This is a genomic window from Rhodococcus sp. NFXS4, from assembly GCF_058139645.1.
Map to the genome: position 1 here is coordinate 2,441,530 of NZ_CP192221.1, position 13,095 is coordinate 2,454,624.

The following is a 13,095-nucleotide window of genomic DNA, read 5'->3' on the forward strand; positions in this document are numbered from 1 at the left end:
GAAGTTAGACAGTTCCGGCACCAGGTGTCAAGGTCACGAGGTGAAGCCCGTCACTCCGGAGGCACGGTCATCGACGCCGGGAGCCACCGCAGGAGGAAGGCGCGGAGGTCGTCGTCGTCCGCGATGGACGGATCGTCGAAGAGCACGACGGACAGTCCGAGACGAGTGGTGATGAGGACGATGTCGTCCAACACCTCCGCGACCCGGGGGTCGAGTGCGGTCAGCGGGGACAGTAGATCTCGCACGACGGGAATGGCGTGCTGGACGACATCGGGATGCAACACCGGGTTGATGCCGTTCAACCGCAGCAGCGCTCCCATCGCGGGAATGTCGCGCACCGCCCGCCGACCACCGATCACCATCTCCACGACGTAGTCGCGCACGGTCTCCGGGCCGTCGAGGCGCGACCGGATCTCGGTCATGACCTCGACCGCCAAATGCTCCATCGTGCGGGTCACCAACACCTCGCGCGTGCCGAAGATGGAGTACACGGTCTGTCGGGAGACCCCGGCAGCGGCGGACACACCCGCGATGGTGACGCCGTCGAAACCGTGCTCCGCGATCACCTCGAGGGTGGCCTCCATGATCTTGCCGCGCGATCGCATGGGACCAGTGTGCGGGATCCTCACGTCAGCTGCGGTCGCGCCGAGCCACCTCGAGCTCGAACCCGGCCGGCATGAGGGTGAGGCGTTCCTCGATGGCGAGCTCGTAGCCCGGATCGGGAGCGACGTCGAAGGTCTGGAGGATCGTGCCCAGCACCAGCAGCGACTCGTGGAGAGCGAACTGGCGCCCGATGCAGGCACGCTCGCCCGTGCCGAACGGCTTGTAGGCGTGCGGCGGCCTGGCCCGCACGTTCGCCGACAGGAAGCGGTCCGGGTCGAACACCTCGGGATCCGGCCCCCATACGGGATCGCGATGCAGACCGGGGATCAGCACCAGGGCCCAGTCGCCCGCGGCCATGGGACGCCCGCCGACCGTCGTGTCGTGGCGTGCCTCGCGCGCGTAACCAGGGGCCGTCGGCCACAGGCGCAGTCCCTCGTCGAGAACCCGTCGGACGAAGCGCAACTTCGCCACCTGCTCGAAGGACGGCGTGTCCGCACCCCACACCTCGTCCACCTCCGCACGCGCCCGGGCCCACATCTCGGGATGCCTCGACAGGTAGTACAGGGCGAACGACAGTGAGCCGGAGGTCGTCTCGTGTCCGGCGATGAGGAAGGTGACGATCTGATGCCGGATGTTCACCTCGTCCAGCGCGTTGGGATCACCGTCGCGTGCCGCCTGGAGCATGATGTCCAGCAGATCGCCGTCTCCGCTCGTCTCACCGTCCCGGCGGGCCCGCACGATGTCGTCGAGCAACTCGGCCATGAAGGCCTTGTCGGCATCGTTCCGCCGTTCGCGACGCCGGAACACCAGGTCGCCGACGACGGGGAGCGGCAGCAGTGCGCGGCGCTGGTTGTGCTGCAGGGTCCGCACCATGGCCCGGACGAACGGGTGCGTCTCGGCGCGGGTGAACGAGTCGAAGCTGTAGCTGAACCCGGTGCGGCCGATGGTCTCGAGCGTCAACTTGGTCATGTCCGAGGAGACGTCGACCCGATCACGGGACGACCAGTGCGACACCAGCTGTCCGGCGACGTCCACCATGATGTCGTGGTAGCTCCGCATGGCCGACTGCGTGAACGCCGGCCGGAGGAGATCGTGGGCCTTGCGCCAGTTCGGTTCGTGCGAGTACGCCGTGAACAGTCCGTCCCCGCCGATCGAGCGAAGTCCGGCGACCGCGGGTGCCACGTGCTTGACGAACCGCGACTCGTCGCTGAGTTCCTCCACGAGATCGGCGCCCGACACGATCACGAACCGGCGCCCCAGGACCACCCGCTCGAAGATGGGGCCCAGCTGCGCGGCCAGCGCCACCGAGTCCTGCACCGGGGTGCTCGCGTGTACGCCCAGCACGTCGCCCAGCACCGGGAGTCGTCGAGGGGGATGGGGAAGCGGAGAAGTGGACGAGATCGTGGTGACCACGGTCGGACCCTTTCGCGTGGGTGGCCGGCGTACTGAACCGGGATACAACAGCGGACGGTACCCCCTACTGAACGCGTGTCAAGTATCACGAGCAGTCCCGTAACATGGCGCAGGTCATGACCTCTCCCCGCAAACGCCTGTCACCCGATCAGCGTCGGCACCAGTTGCTCGAGATCGGGTCACGACTGTTCGCGGAACGGCCCTACGACGAGGTGTGGATCGAGGAGGTTGCCGACCTGGCCGGCGTCTCGCGTGGGCTGATGTATCACTACTTCTCGTCCAAGAGGGATTTCTTCGCCGACATCATCCGGCTCGAATCCGCTCGGATGGTCGAGATCACGGCTCCCGACACCACGCTGCCCGTCGAGCACCAGGTGTCCGCCGGACTGCGCGCCTACATCCGCTACTCCACCGATCACGCTCACGGACTACGGGCCATCAATCGAGGAACGATGTCGGGCGACGTCGGTATCCAGGCGATCCTCACGGCCGAGTTCGAGACGCAGCAGCAACGGATCCTGGCGGCTCTGGGACCCGACGACGGCGCAGACGAGGTGACGCGGGTGGCCGTGGCCGGGTGGGTGTCGTTCGTTCGCGCCGTGTGCGTGGACTGGGTGGACCGGCAGTCGATCTCGGCCGACGAGGTGCATGATCTCTGCATGCGCGCACTGCACGGACTGCTGCGGCATTCCTGAGAGGAGGACGCGTGACCGACACCGGTGCGGACTCGCGACACCTCGACGATCTGCGTCGTCTCCGTCGAGTACGGGATCGAATGGACCGCGAGTACGCCACACCACTGAACCTCGAGACCCTGGCGCGCGACGCGCACATGTCCGCGGGGCACCTGAGCCGGCAGTTCCGCGCCGCGTACGGAGAGTCGCCCTACGCGTACCTGATGACGCGGCGCATCGAGCGAGCCATGGCGTTGCTCCGGGGGTCGGAGAGGTCGGTGACGGAGATCTGCTTCACCGTGGGGTGCTCCTCACTGGGCACCTTCAGCACCCGGTTCTCCGAACTGACCGGACTGTCCCCGTCCGCGTATCGGCAGCAGAACCAGTCCACGGAGGCCGGCGCGCCGTCGTGTGTCGAGAAAGTGGTCACCCGACCGATCAGGAATCGAGAAGCGGACCGCGCCAGGCGAACCTAGTGTCGTCGCCATGACACTCACCATCGCCTCCAGCTTCCTCCCGCAGGACGATCCGGGGGCCGCACTGGCCTTCTACCGCGACCTTCTCGGCTTCGAGGTCCGCCTCGACGTCGGGTACGAGAACCTGCGGTGGCTCACCGTCGGCCCGCCCGGGCAGCCGGACACCGCCATCGTTCTGACACCGCCCGCGGTCGACCCCGCCATCACCGAGGACGAGCGCCGCACCATCACCGAGATGATGGCCAAGGGCACGTACGGCGGCATCCTGCTCGCGAGCGACGACCTCGAGGCGACCTTCGATGCACTCCAGGCCGCGGATGCCGACATCGTGCAGGAACCGACCGACCAGCCCTATGGGATCCGGGACTGCGCGGTGCGTGATCCCGCGGGCAACCTGATCCGCATCCAGCAGCGTCAGCGGTAGTCGCTCAGATCGAGGTTCGCGTCGTCCGAGCCGCCGAACCTGCCGGCCAGCGCTCGCACCGGCGCCGAACCGGCCAGTCGCACAGCAGAGTTGAAGACCGCGAGCCCCACTGCCGTCTTCGGGTGCGCCAGCCTCGGCGTTCCCGGCGGCAGCGACTGCACCGTGTCGACGAAGGGCCGCATCCGCGCGTCCCACGCCGTGAACGCGGCCCGGTGATCATCGGTGCGGGCGAGTTCGGCGGCCAGTACGTAGGCACCGGTGATGGCCAGTGTCGTGCCCATCCCACTCACCGGAGTCGCGCACCAGGCCGCGTCGCCCACCATCGCGACCCGGCCCGACGACCACCGTGGGGCGTGGACCTGAGCGAGGCGGTCGACGTACAGCTCCGAGGCGGAATCGAGCGACTCCAGGATGCGGGGAGTCTCCCAGCCGGCGCCGGCGAACGTCGCCCGAAGGGCGGCCACGACCTCCGACTGCCCTGCCCGCTCGAGGCCGGTCGGCCCCGACAACCAGGACAGGCTGAAGCGCGTGGTGCCCTGGTTGTCCGGGCGCAAGCCGGCCACACGTCCGCCGGTCGCGTTGTACCAGCGCCACCATGCATCGTCGTCCGAGGTGCGGGGGAGCACCCCGTAGGCGGTGAACAGCCCGAGATCTCGCGTGACGGCCTCGCCGGGAAAGACGATCTCCCGGCTCCCGGACCGCACTCCGTCGGCGAACACCACGAGGTCGTAGCGCTCGGGAGCGCCGTGCTCGAACGTCACGTCGACACCGTGGGCGTCCTGATCGCAGCCCACGACCCGGTCGCCGTAGCGGTACTCGACGTCCGGTCCCGACGCGTCGACGAGGATGCGCGCGAGTTCGCCGCGGAGGATCTCCAGCTCGGCCGTCGCGCCTCCGCTGTCCGCCGTACCGGCCGGGAACGCCGCGATCGTCGCGCCCCGTCGATCGACGAACCGGGTGCCCTGTTCCGTCGTGGTCGCGGCGAAGAGAGCGTCCTCCAGACCCATGCGGCGTACGACCTCGCGGCCGGGACCACGAATGTCGATGTTCTGCCCGCCGAGCCGAGGCGACGGAGCGCGCTCGACGACCGTCACGGCACGACCCGACCTCGCGAGCCAGTACGCGAGGGTCGGGCCGGCGATGCTGGCCCCGGTGATCAGTACGCGTCGTTCCACAGTCACGATCTTCGCCTTCCGTGCTCACTACCTGTGAGGTACAGGAAGGACTTCGTCGACCGACGGTACGTCGGTCGACGTGCGACGCTCAGGCAGGGTTCCAGGTGATACCAAATTGTGCCGATAATCGACATTATGTCAACTACCGTGAATCTCCCACCCCTTGCCGCGTCAGGTACCTCATCAGGTGCAGTCCCCCCGAGAACGTCCGCGTCTCCGCCAACTCCAGGCCCGCCCACTCGTCGAGCACCGTGAAGAACGGCGTACCGGCGCCCACCAGAACGGGATGCGTCATGATCACGTACTCGTCGATCAGCCCGGCCCTCATCGCCGCCGCGGCCAGTGTGGCGCCGCCGATGTCCATCGGGCCACCGTCGCCGGCCTTCAGACGGACGATCTCCGCCACGGCGTCACCTGTGACGAGCCGCGCGTTGCCCTCCACCGCGTCCAGGGTCGACGAGAACACCACCTTGGGCATGTCGCGCCACCGACGGGCGTACTCGACGTGCGCGGGCGTCGCCCCTGGCTGCCGATCGGCCGTCGGCCAGTGCGCGTTCATCGCCTCCCACAGCCTCCGCCCGTAGAGCGTGAGGCCCGTCGAGTCGACGCGGTCGGACCACCACTGGAACGCCTCGTCGCTCGGCACGCTCCAGCCGAGGTCGCCATCGGGCGCCGCGACGTAACCGTCCACACTCGTGTTCATCGCGAATCTCAGTGTGCGCATGACGTTTCCCCGTCAGCGGCGCACATCGAACACCTGCTTCTGGACACCGTTGCCGTAGACCTCGTGCTCGACGAGCGTCAGCACCGTGGCGCCCTTGTCCGTGTCGCTGAACAGGCGCAGGCCGGCGCCGAGCAGCAACGGGAACACCAGCAGGTGGTACCTGTCGACCAGCCCGGCGTCGGCCAACGCACGTCCCAGCGTCGCGCTCCCGTGCACGAGGATCGGTCCGCCCTCGGTCTCCTTCAGCGCGGCGACGTCGTCGAGTGATCGAAGAACCGTTGCAGGCCAACGCGAATCATCATCATCGAGCGTCGTCGAGACCACGTACCGCGGCATGGCGTTGTATCCGGCGAAGTCCTCCATCGTGGGCCACACGGGCGCGAACGCCTCGTAGGATCGGCGACCGAGCAGCAGCGCGGCGGCCTCCCCCTGCTCCCGCCCCTTGATCTCGTACGCGGCCTCGTCGAATTCGACGTCCGTGAAGGTCCAGCCCGCATTGCGGTATCCGGCCTCTCCACCAGGCGCCTCCATCACGCCGTCGAGCGAGACGAACGCGGTGACGATCAACGTGCGCATGTGCACTCCTTCGTTCCCCGTGGGCGCTGGTCGGCCCACGAACACTCCGACCGACGCACACGTCGAAAGTCATCGGTTGCGCCACACCCCGGATCGCCTGTAATACTTACCCTTATGGCTAACCATACGGCAGAACTCGACGCCGTGCTCACCGCCCTCGGAGATCCGACGCGGCGAGCAGTCGTCCGGCGTCTCGGTGCCGGTCCGGCAAGCGTCGGTGAACTGGCGGCGCCGTTCCCGATCGCGCTTCCCACCTTCCTCAAACACGTCCGCAGTCTCGAGTCGAGCGGGCTCATTCGCACGGCCAAAGTAGGACGCGTCCGGACGTGCACTCTGCACAGGGAACGACTCGACCTCGTCCAGGACTGGCTCGACGATCAACGGCACCTCTGGGAGAGCCGCACGGATCGGCTCGAACAACTCGTCACCTCCCCGACTCCGACGGAAGAAGACTCATGACCGCGCTCCCGATCGATCCTGCCCTCGACCTCGTACTCGATCGCGTCATCGCGGCTCCTCGTCACCGCATCTGGGAGGCATGGACGAACTCGTCGTTGCTGTCACAGTGGTGGACACCGGCACCCACCGTCACTCGGGTGGACCACCTGGAGGTGCGACCGGGCGGGGCGTTCGTCACCGAGATGAGCGACGACGGAACGACATTCGTGCCCCACACCGACGCCGTGTTCCTAGTAGTCGAGCCCGACACCCGGCTGGTGTTCACCAACACTCTCGACAGCGGGTGGCGCCCCGCGTCGCCGCAGCCGGTCGCGATGTCAGCGGAGATCACGCTGACCGACCACCCGCGCGGCACTGCTTACCGGGCCGTCGTCCGTCACGGAGATCCGACGACACGCGATCGTCACGCGAGCCTCGGGTTCGCGGAAGGGTGGGGCTCGGTCACCGCAGCACTCGCCCGGCTGGTCGAGTAGTCGGGCGGCTGTAGCGTGTCGGGCGTGAACTCCTCTCGTACCCTCGGTGTCCTGCTGGCCTCGTCCGCGTCGCTCGTCCTGGTGCTGTCCGGATGCAGCTCCGACAACGACACGCCATCTGCCGCCACCTCCTCCAGCGCCGCATCCTCGTCCGCGGGGTCGTCGTCGACCGCAGCTGCCGAGTCGTGCCCCACCGCGGCGCCCGAGTCCGGTGCCGCGGCCGAGTGGGACCTCGACGGTGACACGGGCAGCATCGCGGTGACCGGGTCCACCGACGATGCCGCTCCCCTGGTCACCGTCGAGGCACCCTTCAGCGTCGCGGAGACGCAGGTGCAGACATTGCAGGCCGGCGACGGCCCCGTCGTCGCGGCGGACGCCACCGTCTCCGTCTGCTACATGGGCGTCAACGGACGCGACGGATCCACCTTCGACAGCAGCTACGAGCGCGGCGCCCCGGTCGAATTCCCCCTCGACGGTGTCGTGGCCGGTTTCCAGAAGGCCATCGCCGGCCAGACCGTGGGATCGACGATCGGCGTCGCGGTGACCTCCGCGGACGGTTACCCCAACGGTCAGCCGCGCGCGGGCATCCAGCAGGGCGATTCTCTGATCTTCGCGATCAAGGTTCTCGGCGTCAGCTGAGCAGCATGACGAGGGACGTGCCGGTCGACCGCGGACCGCTGTTCGACGGTGTCCGCATCGGCCGGCCGGCGACCGGTGCGTTGATCGACGCGGGGTATCGCACGGTGCACGACCTCCCGGCGAACCTCGCGACTTTGTCCGCGCTACACGGAAAGGGGCCGTCCGCGATCAGGCGGTTGGCCGAGGCACGCGACGATCGGCGATGAGGGGAACCTCGCCAGAATCGACGCGGCACTGCGGCACCGCAGGCGGAGACTCCGCACAACGATGCGCGAGAGGAGATCTGGGCGGTTCTGGGCGATATCCTCGTCGACCGCCTCGTCGCGAACGTGTCGGCCGGCGAGCTGGCGTCGTCGCTGCGTGAAATCGACGAGCTCTGCGACCGAGTGGAGTCGTCGTGGACGGTGATCGATGCTCCCGATCTCGTCGCCGACCTCTGGACTGTGCCGGCGTACCTACGCCACTGCGCACCCTGGCTCGACGACGATGACAGGGCGGCGGTCCGCAGGAACGTCGGGTCCCCCTGGACCATAGCAGATCTCCCGGTCCTCGATGTCGCTCGTCGCCGCCTCGGCGATCCACGGGCGACGGCGATGCGCGCGCGCCGCGCTCGTGCCACGCTCGGTGCGCACCACCGGCGTGGGCGTCCGGCACGCCGACGTCGACGACCTGGCGGCGGTGCTGGACGAGCGGGCCGCGACGAGTGAGGGTGTGGCCTGCGTCATCGGGATGCCGTCTCTACCGGACACCGCGAGGATCCGATCGTCGAGCGCACGATCGGCGAAGGGCCTCGGGTTCGATCTCGTCGACCGGTCGAGTGCGGACAGCGCCGTCGATCGCTACGTGGCGATGACCCGCGCGACCCAGCAGCTCGTCGTACTCCGTTGATCAGCTGTCGAGGGTGATCACGACACGCACGCCCCCCTTGTCGGAGACCACCGCCTGTGCGCTCCCCCGATGCTGGTCCCCCGCGATGTCGACGGTCACCGGGGCGGGATCGGGATGGAAGTTGCGCCACCAGGCTTTCTGGCTCGGTGCTGCGACCATCACGGTCACCGTCTCGCCCGATCGCCGGTAGGAGACGGGCAGCGAGATCGCACGGCCCGACCGTCGACCGGTGTAGGTGATGGTGGCCAGGCCACGCCCGAGAACGGCGGACAACACGGGCAGTCGCATCAGAGGTCGAACGACCTGGTTCGCGGCGTTGGCGACGGTCTGGAACGCGGTCATCTTCGTACCCCCTGCGAGCGTTGGATGTCGCCTCGCATCATGCCCCCGCGGGGGCCGGACGACACGCCGTTCGACCGGTGTTCGCGCCCCGTTTCCTGACTCATTCCAGAAAAGTCGTGCATACTGTTCGACGTGAGCCCATCGTCGAACTACCCGGAGATGCTGCGTGGTGCCGCGCTCCGAGTCACCCGCCCGCGTCTGGCGGTGCTCGACGCGGTGCACGAACATCCGCACGCCGACACCGACACCGTCTACGGAGCCGTTCGGGCCACCCTGCCCGACGTCTCCCGCCAGGCCGTGTACGACGTGCTCCACGCTCTCACCACCGCGGGACTGGTACGGCGCATCCAGCCGTCCGGCTCGGTCTCGCGGTACGAGAGCAGAATCGGCGACAATCACCACCATGTCGTGTGCCGCGCCTGCGGCACCATCGCCGACGTGGAATGCGCCGTCGGCGAGGCTCCGTGCCTCACTCCGTCGGAGGCCCATGGTTTCGTCGTCGACGAGGCAGAGGTCATCTACTGGGGCCTGTGCGAGAACTGCTCCACCAGCGTCAGCCCCTGATCTCGAGGCGCGAAGGCGCCGCGAAATCAGTTCATTCATCTTCTCTTGGAGGGAAACTCGTGTCCGAGGACCACACAACACGCGAAAAAGAGATGAACCAGGACCAGCCGCAGGACGCGTCCGGCGGCTGCCCTGTCATGCACGACAAGATGCCGATGCCGGTCGAGGGTGGCACCAACCACGAGTGGTGGCCCAAGGCACTGAACCTCAAGATCCTGAAGAAGAACCCCGCCGTCGGCGATCCGATGGGCGCGGACTACGACTACGCGGCCGAGTTCAACTCGCTCGATCTCGCCGAGGTCAAGCGCGACATCGAAGCGGTCATGACGAACTCGCAGCCGTGGTGGCCCGCGGACTTCGGCCACTACGGCCCCTTCTTCATCCGTATGGCGTGGCACGCAGCCGGCACGTACCGCAAGCAGGACGGACGCGGCGGAGCCGGAGCCGGCATGCAGCGCTTCGCACCGCTGAACAGCTGGCCGGACAACGCGAGCCTGGACAAGGCCCGTCGCCTGATCTGGCCCGTGAAGCAGAAGTACGGCCGCAAGCTCTCCTGGGCCGACCTCATCGTCCTGACAGGCAACGTCGCCATCGAGTCCATGGGACTGCCCACCTACGGCTACGCCGGCGGTCGCGTCGACGCCTGGGAGCCGGACGAGGACGTCTACTGGGGCCCCGAGCAGACCTGGCTTGGCGACGAGCGCTACGACGGTGATCGTACGAGCCTCGAGAACCCGCTGGCAGCCGTGCAGATGGGCCTGATCTACGTCAATCCCGAAGGTCCGAACGGCAACCCGGATCCCGTGCAGTCCGCACTGGACATCCGCGAGACCTTCGGCCGCATGGCCATGAACGACGTCGAGACCGCAGCACTGGCCGTCGGCGGACACACCTTCGGCAAGACCCACGGTGCGGCCGACCCCGATGCGCACATCGGAGCCGAGCCCGAGGGCGCCCCGATCGAGCAGATGGGTCTCGGCTGGAAGAACAGCTTCCAGAGTGGTGTCGGCGCGGACGCGATCACGAGTGGCCTCGAGGTCATCTGGACCCCGACCCCGACGCAGTGGGACAACACTTTCCTCGAGACGCTCTACGGCTTCGAGTGGGAGCTCTACAAGAGCCCCGGCGGCGCACATCAGTGGCGTCCGAAGAATGGTGAGGGCGCGGACCTGGTTCCCGACCCCGCCGACCCGACGAAGCGTCGCCACCCGTCGATGCTGACCTCGGACATCGCGATGCGCGTCGACCCGATCTACGAGCAGATCACCCGTCGCTGGCTCGACCACCCCGAGGAGCTCGCAGAAGAGTTCCAGAAGGCGTGGTTCAAGCTGACCCACCGCGACATGGGACCGGTCAGCCGGTACCTCGGACCCGAGGTGCCGTCGGAGACCCTGCTGTGGCAGGACCCGATCCCGGCCGTCGACCACGAACTGATCGACGATGCACAGATCGCCGAGCTCAAGTCCACCATCCTCGATTCCGGACTGAGCACCGAGCAGCTCATCTCGACCGCGTGGGCCGCAGCGTCGTCCTTCCGCGTCAGCGACAAGCGCGGCGGTGCCAACGGCGGTCGCCTGCGCCTGCAGCCGCAGGCGGGCTGGGAGGTCAACGAGCCTGACGAGTTGGCACAGGTCATCCGCGTGCTCGAGGGCATCCAGGAGTCGTTCTCCGGAACGGTGTCGTTTGCCGACCTCGTCGTCCTCGGCGGCGTCGCGGCACTCGAGAAGGCTTCGGGCGTCAGCGTTCCGTTCACCCCGGGCCGCATGGACACCACGCAGGAGCAGACGGACGTCGATTCGTTCTCGGACCTCGAGCTGAAGGCCGACGGCTTCCGTAACTTCCTCGGCAAGGGCCAGAAGCTGCCGGCGGAGTACTCCCTCGTCGACCGGGCGAACCTGTTGTCACTCAGCGCACCCGAGCTGACCGTCCTCGTCGGTGGTCTGCGTGTTCTCGGCGCCAACTACCAGAACTCGTCGCACGGCGTTCTGACCGACAAGGTCGGCACACTGTCCAACGACTTCTTCGTGAACCTCCTCGACATGGGCACCGAGTGGGTTCCCACGTCCGAGGACGGCATCTACGAGGCCAAGGATGCTGCCACCGGTGCGACGAAGTGGACCGGCACCCGTAACGACCTGGTGTTCGGCTCGAACTCCGAACTCCGTGCCATCGCCGAGGTGTACGCCTGCGACGACGCGAAGGACAAGTTCGTCCAGGACTTCGTCGCCGCGTGGGACAAGGTCATGATGCTGGATCGCTTCGAACTGGCCTGATCTCGCTCCTGAACACCACACCACCCCCGCACCGAGTCCTCGGTGCGGGGGTGGTGTCGTCTCAGCGTCGGGTGCGGCGGACGGAGATGGGGAGCCCGGTCAGCGCTCTCGCCGCCGAGCCTGCCATGGCCAGATAGCCCGCGGCGCTGCGCCACGACGCCGCCACCGAGAAGACGGTCCTGGTGGCCGCGAGTCCCGGTCGGCGCCCGGCGAACCGGTCGTCGAGCCATCGGAGCGTCAGCGGGACCGACAGCGGCAGCAGCGTGATGTGCTCGCTCGTGCGATCGCGGACGTACTCGACCTCGGCACCCGCGTCTCGATAGCGCGTCACCTGCCCGTCGACGTCGTCCACGGCGATGATCTGATCGTGCGTCGCCTGCAGGACGAGCAGCGGGAATCCGGGCGCCGACCGGCCCGGCTGGATCTCCTCGAAGATCGTCACCATCTCCGGACGAGCCATGACGTCGGCGATGGGAATGGTCGAGTAGGCGTCGAGGTCGAACCCGCGGAGCGCGATGATGGCCTGCATCGTGGTCATCTTGTTCGTCGACGCCAGCAGCTCGAGACCCTCCTCGGTGACGAACTCCTGCATGACGTCGTCCAGGGCCGGGTAGGTACGCCGCAGACCCTCGATGACGAGAGTCGGCAGCGCGGCGTAGCGGGTGGCGTTCAGCCGGAAGAACGCCGACGCCGGATCACCCACCGGCGACCCGAGAACGGCTCCGACGACATCGATCTCGGGTGCGTACTCCCCCGCGGCCTCCGCCGCCCAGGACGACGCGAGCCCGCCACCCGAGTATCCCCACAGTCCGACCGGTGTGGTCGTGTCGAGACCGAGCTCGTCGAACGAGAGCGCGGCCCGGACGGCGTCGAGAGTGCAGTACCCGGGCTCGAGCGGAGCACCCCAATGCCCCTCGGCGCCTTCGTGATCCGGGATCGAGACCGCCCAACCCAGACGCAGGGCGTGCAGGACGAGCAGGAACTCGTACTGCGGCACCGTGCCGCGCGCCCGTGACCCGAGCCGGAGCGCGTACGACGGGAACGATCGACCGGAGACGGCGTCGATGGCGCACTGATACGACAGGAGTGGTCGCGTCGCGTCGGGGACGGCTCCGGCGGGCAGCAAGACCGTGGTGACACTCACGCGTGGCACGCGCTCGAGATCCTCGGTGCGATACAGCAGCTGCCAGGCCTGCACGCGCTGCCGCACCCGGCCGAACACACCGATGCGCACGGGTCTGGTGCGCAGGACGTCGCCGCACGCGGCACTCTCGAAACCGTCGGGCGCGACGTAGAACGGGTCCCGCTCCGGGGTGGTGACCGGGCCCTCGGACCAGTGCTCGGTCTCGGGCGGGCCGCCCCCGTCCCTGTCGTACTGCTCGATGCTCATGC

At 68.0% G+C, this 13,095-nt stretch carries 17 protein-coding genes; 10 read left to right on the forward strand and 7 right to left on the reverse strand.

Annotation, left to right across the window (positions count from 1 at the left end; genetic code table 11):
• Positions 1–50 precede the first annotated feature (50 nt).
• Positions 51–605, reverse strand: a complete 555-nt coding sequence (locus tag J4E04_RS11385) for a TetR/AcrR family transcriptional regulator (RefSeq protein WP_285184776.1) — start codon at positions 603–605, stop codon at positions 51–53.
• A gap of 25 nt (positions 606–630) precedes the next feature.
• Positions 631–2,016 carry a cytochrome P450 gene (locus J4E04_RS11390; protein ID WP_027505392.1) on the reverse strand — a complete coding sequence of 462 codons (1,386 nt, stop codon included), beginning with the start codon at positions 2,014–2,016 and terminating at the stop codon, positions 631–633.
• A 116-nt stretch (positions 2,017–2,132) separates the two neighbouring features.
• Here J4E04_RS11390 and J4E04_RS11395 point away from each other — a divergent pair, with 116 nt between their 5' ends.
• The 3 genes from J4E04_RS11395 to J4E04_RS11405 are packed head-to-tail and all read left to right on the forward strand — an operon-like array spanning position 2,133 to position 3,590.
• Entirely contained in the window at positions 2,133–2,711 is a 579-nt protein-coding gene (locus J4E04_RS11395) for a TetR/AcrR family transcriptional regulator (protein ID WP_490148640.1), read from the forward strand.
• Between the two features lie 11 nt (positions 2,712–2,722).
• Positions 2,723–3,166, forward strand: a complete 444-nt coding sequence (locus tag J4E04_RS11400; protein ID WP_222631207.1) for a helix-turn-helix transcriptional regulator — start codon at positions 2,723–2,725, stop codon at positions 3,164–3,166.
• 10 nt (positions 3,167–3,176) lie between these two features.
• A complete protein-coding gene (locus J4E04_RS11405; RefSeq protein WP_490148641.1) occupies positions 3,177–3,590 on the forward strand; it encodes a VOC family protein in 414 nt (137 codons plus the stop codon).
• Here J4E04_RS11405 and J4E04_RS11410 read toward each other — a convergent pair.
• From J4E04_RS11410 to J4E04_RS11420, 3 genes are all read right to left on the reverse strand, one after another.
• On the reverse strand, positions 3,581–4,771 hold the full coding sequence (locus tag J4E04_RS11410; RefSeq protein WP_222645194.1) for an FAD-dependent monooxygenase: 1,191 nt from the start codon (positions 4,769–4,771) through the stop codon (positions 3,581–3,583). The genes J4E04_RS11405 and J4E04_RS11410 overlap by 10 nt on opposite strands.
• Before the next feature lie 136 nt (positions 4,772–4,907).
• Positions 4,908–5,489 (reverse strand): dihydrofolate reductase family protein, encoded by a 582-nt coding sequence (locus J4E04_RS11415; RefSeq protein WP_490148642.1) that lies wholly within the window; start codon positions 5,487–5,489, stop codon positions 4,908–4,910.
• A 12-nt stretch (positions 5,490–5,501) separates the two neighbouring features.
• A complete protein-coding gene (locus J4E04_RS11420; protein ID WP_222631219.1) occupies positions 5,502–6,065 on the reverse strand; it encodes a dihydrofolate reductase family protein in 564 nt (187 codons plus the stop codon).
• A 114-nt stretch (positions 6,066–6,179) separates the two neighbouring features.
• Between J4E04_RS11420 and J4E04_RS11425 the strand changes: the two genes are divergently transcribed.
• The 5 genes from J4E04_RS11425 to J4E04_RS11445 all read left to right on the forward strand — a co-directional run bounded on the left by J4E04_RS11425 (position 6,180) and on the right by J4E04_RS11445 (position 8,524).
• Positions 6,180–6,524 carry an ArsR/SmtB family transcription factor gene (locus J4E04_RS11425; RefSeq protein ID WP_056444493.1) on the forward strand — a complete coding sequence of 115 codons (345 nt, stop codon included), beginning with the start codon at positions 6,180–6,182 and terminating at the stop codon, positions 6,522–6,524.
• The gene (locus J4E04_RS11430; RefSeq protein ID WP_056444490.1) at positions 6,521–6,997 is read left to right on the forward strand and encodes an SRPBCC domain-containing protein; all 477 of its coding nucleotides are present in this window, start codon (positions 6,521–6,523) and stop codon (positions 6,995–6,997) included. The genes J4E04_RS11425 and J4E04_RS11430 overlap by 4 nt, the downstream gene beginning before the upstream one ends.
• 15 nt (positions 6,998–7,012) lie before the next feature.
• A complete protein-coding gene (locus J4E04_RS11435; protein WP_155956988.1) occupies positions 7,013–7,636 on the forward strand; it encodes an FKBP-type peptidyl-prolyl cis-trans isomerase in 624 nt (207 codons plus the stop codon).
• A 5-nt stretch (positions 7,637–7,641) separates the two neighbouring features.
• The gene (locus tag J4E04_RS11440) at positions 7,642–7,842 is read left to right on the forward strand and encodes a helix-hairpin-helix domain-containing protein (RefSeq protein ID WP_490148643.1); all 201 of its coding nucleotides are present in this window, start codon (positions 7,642–7,644) and stop codon (positions 7,840–7,842) included.
• Positions 7,843–8,188: 346 nt separating this feature from the next.
• On the forward strand, positions 8,189–8,524 hold the full coding sequence (locus J4E04_RS11445; RefSeq protein ID WP_027505404.1) for a hypothetical protein: 336 nt from the start codon (positions 8,189–8,191) through the stop codon (positions 8,522–8,524).
• On the opposite strand, the gene J4E04_RS11450 is transcribed toward J4E04_RS11445, so the two are convergent.
• On the reverse strand, positions 8,525–8,866 hold the full coding sequence (locus tag J4E04_RS11450; protein ID WP_328809834.1) for a nitroreductase/quinone reductase family protein: 342 nt from the start codon (positions 8,864–8,866) through the stop codon (positions 8,525–8,527). It abuts the gene before it with no gap.
• Positions 8,867–9,025: 159 nt separating this feature from the next.
• Here J4E04_RS11450 and J4E04_RS11455 point away from each other — a divergent pair, with 159 nt between their 5' ends.
• Both J4E04_RS11455 and katG read left to right on the forward strand, forming a co-directional pair.
• Positions 9,026–9,430 carry a Fur family transcriptional regulator gene (locus J4E04_RS11455; RefSeq protein WP_037185410.1) on the forward strand — a complete coding sequence of 135 codons (405 nt, stop codon included), beginning with the start codon at positions 9,026–9,028 and terminating at the stop codon, positions 9,428–9,430.
• Between the two features lie 92 nt (positions 9,431–9,522).
• Positions 9,523–11,703: a catalase/peroxidase HPI gene (gene katG / locus J4E04_RS11460; protein ID WP_027505407.1), complete on the forward strand. Its 2,181-nt coding sequence runs from the start codon at positions 9,523–9,525 to the stop codon at positions 11,701–11,703.
• Positions 11,704–11,764: 61 nt separating this feature from the next.
• Here katG and J4E04_RS11465 read toward each other — a convergent pair whose 3' ends face one another.
• Positions 11,765–13,093, reverse strand: a complete 1,329-nt coding sequence (locus tag J4E04_RS11465; RefSeq protein ID WP_490148644.1) for a lipase family protein — start codon at positions 13,091–13,093, stop codon at positions 11,765–11,767.
• Between the last annotated feature and the right edge of the window lie 2 nt (positions 13,094–13,095).

Coding starts and splice junctions, on each gene's coding strand:
- J4E04_RS11385 (WP_285184776.1), bottom strand. CDS start 605: ATGCGATCGCGCGGCAAGATCATGGAGGCCACCCTCGAGGTGATCGCG.
- J4E04_RS11395 (WP_490148640.1), top strand. CDS start 2,133: ATGACCTCTCCCCGCAAACGCCTGTCACCCGATCAGCGTCGGCACCAG.
- J4E04_RS11405 (WP_490148641.1), top strand. CDS start 3,177: ATGACACTCACCATCGCCTCCAGCTTCCTCCCGCAGGACGATCCGGGG.
- J4E04_RS11415 (WP_490148642.1), bottom strand. CDS start 5,489: ATGCGCACACTGAGATTCGCGATGAACACGAGTGTGGACGGTTACGTC.
- J4E04_RS11420 (WP_222631219.1), bottom strand. CDS start 6,065: ATGCGCACGTTGATCGTCACCGCGTTCGTCTCGCTCGACGGCGTGATG.
- J4E04_RS11425 (WP_056444493.1), top strand. CDS start 6,180: ATGGCTAACCATACGGCAGAACTCGACGCCGTGCTCACCGCCCTCGGA.
- J4E04_RS11430 (WP_056444490.1), top strand. CDS start 6,521: ATGACCGCGCTCCCGATCGATCCTGCCCTCGACCTCGTACTCGATCGC.
- J4E04_RS11440 (WP_490148643.1), top strand. CDS start 7,642: ATGACGAGGGACGTGCCGGTCGACCGCGGACCGCTGTTCGACGGTGTC.
- J4E04_RS11445 (WP_027505404.1), top strand. CDS start 8,189: ATGTCGCTCGTCGCCGCCTCGGCGATCCACGGGCGACGGCGATGCGCG.
- J4E04_RS11450 (WP_328809834.1), bottom strand. CDS start 8,866: ATGACCGCGTTCCAGACCGTCGCCAACGCCGCGAACCAGGTCGTTCGA.
- J4E04_RS11455 (WP_037185410.1), top strand. CDS start 9,026: ATGCTGCGTGGTGCCGCGCTCCGAGTCACCCGCCCGCGTCTGGCGGTG.
- katG (WP_027505407.1), top strand. CDS start 9,523: ATGAACCAGGACCAGCCGCAGGACGCGTCCGGCGGCTGCCCTGTCATG.
- J4E04_RS11465 (WP_490148644.1), bottom strand. CDS start 13,093: ATGAGCATCGAGCAGTACGACAGGGACGGGGGCGGCCCGCCCGAGACC.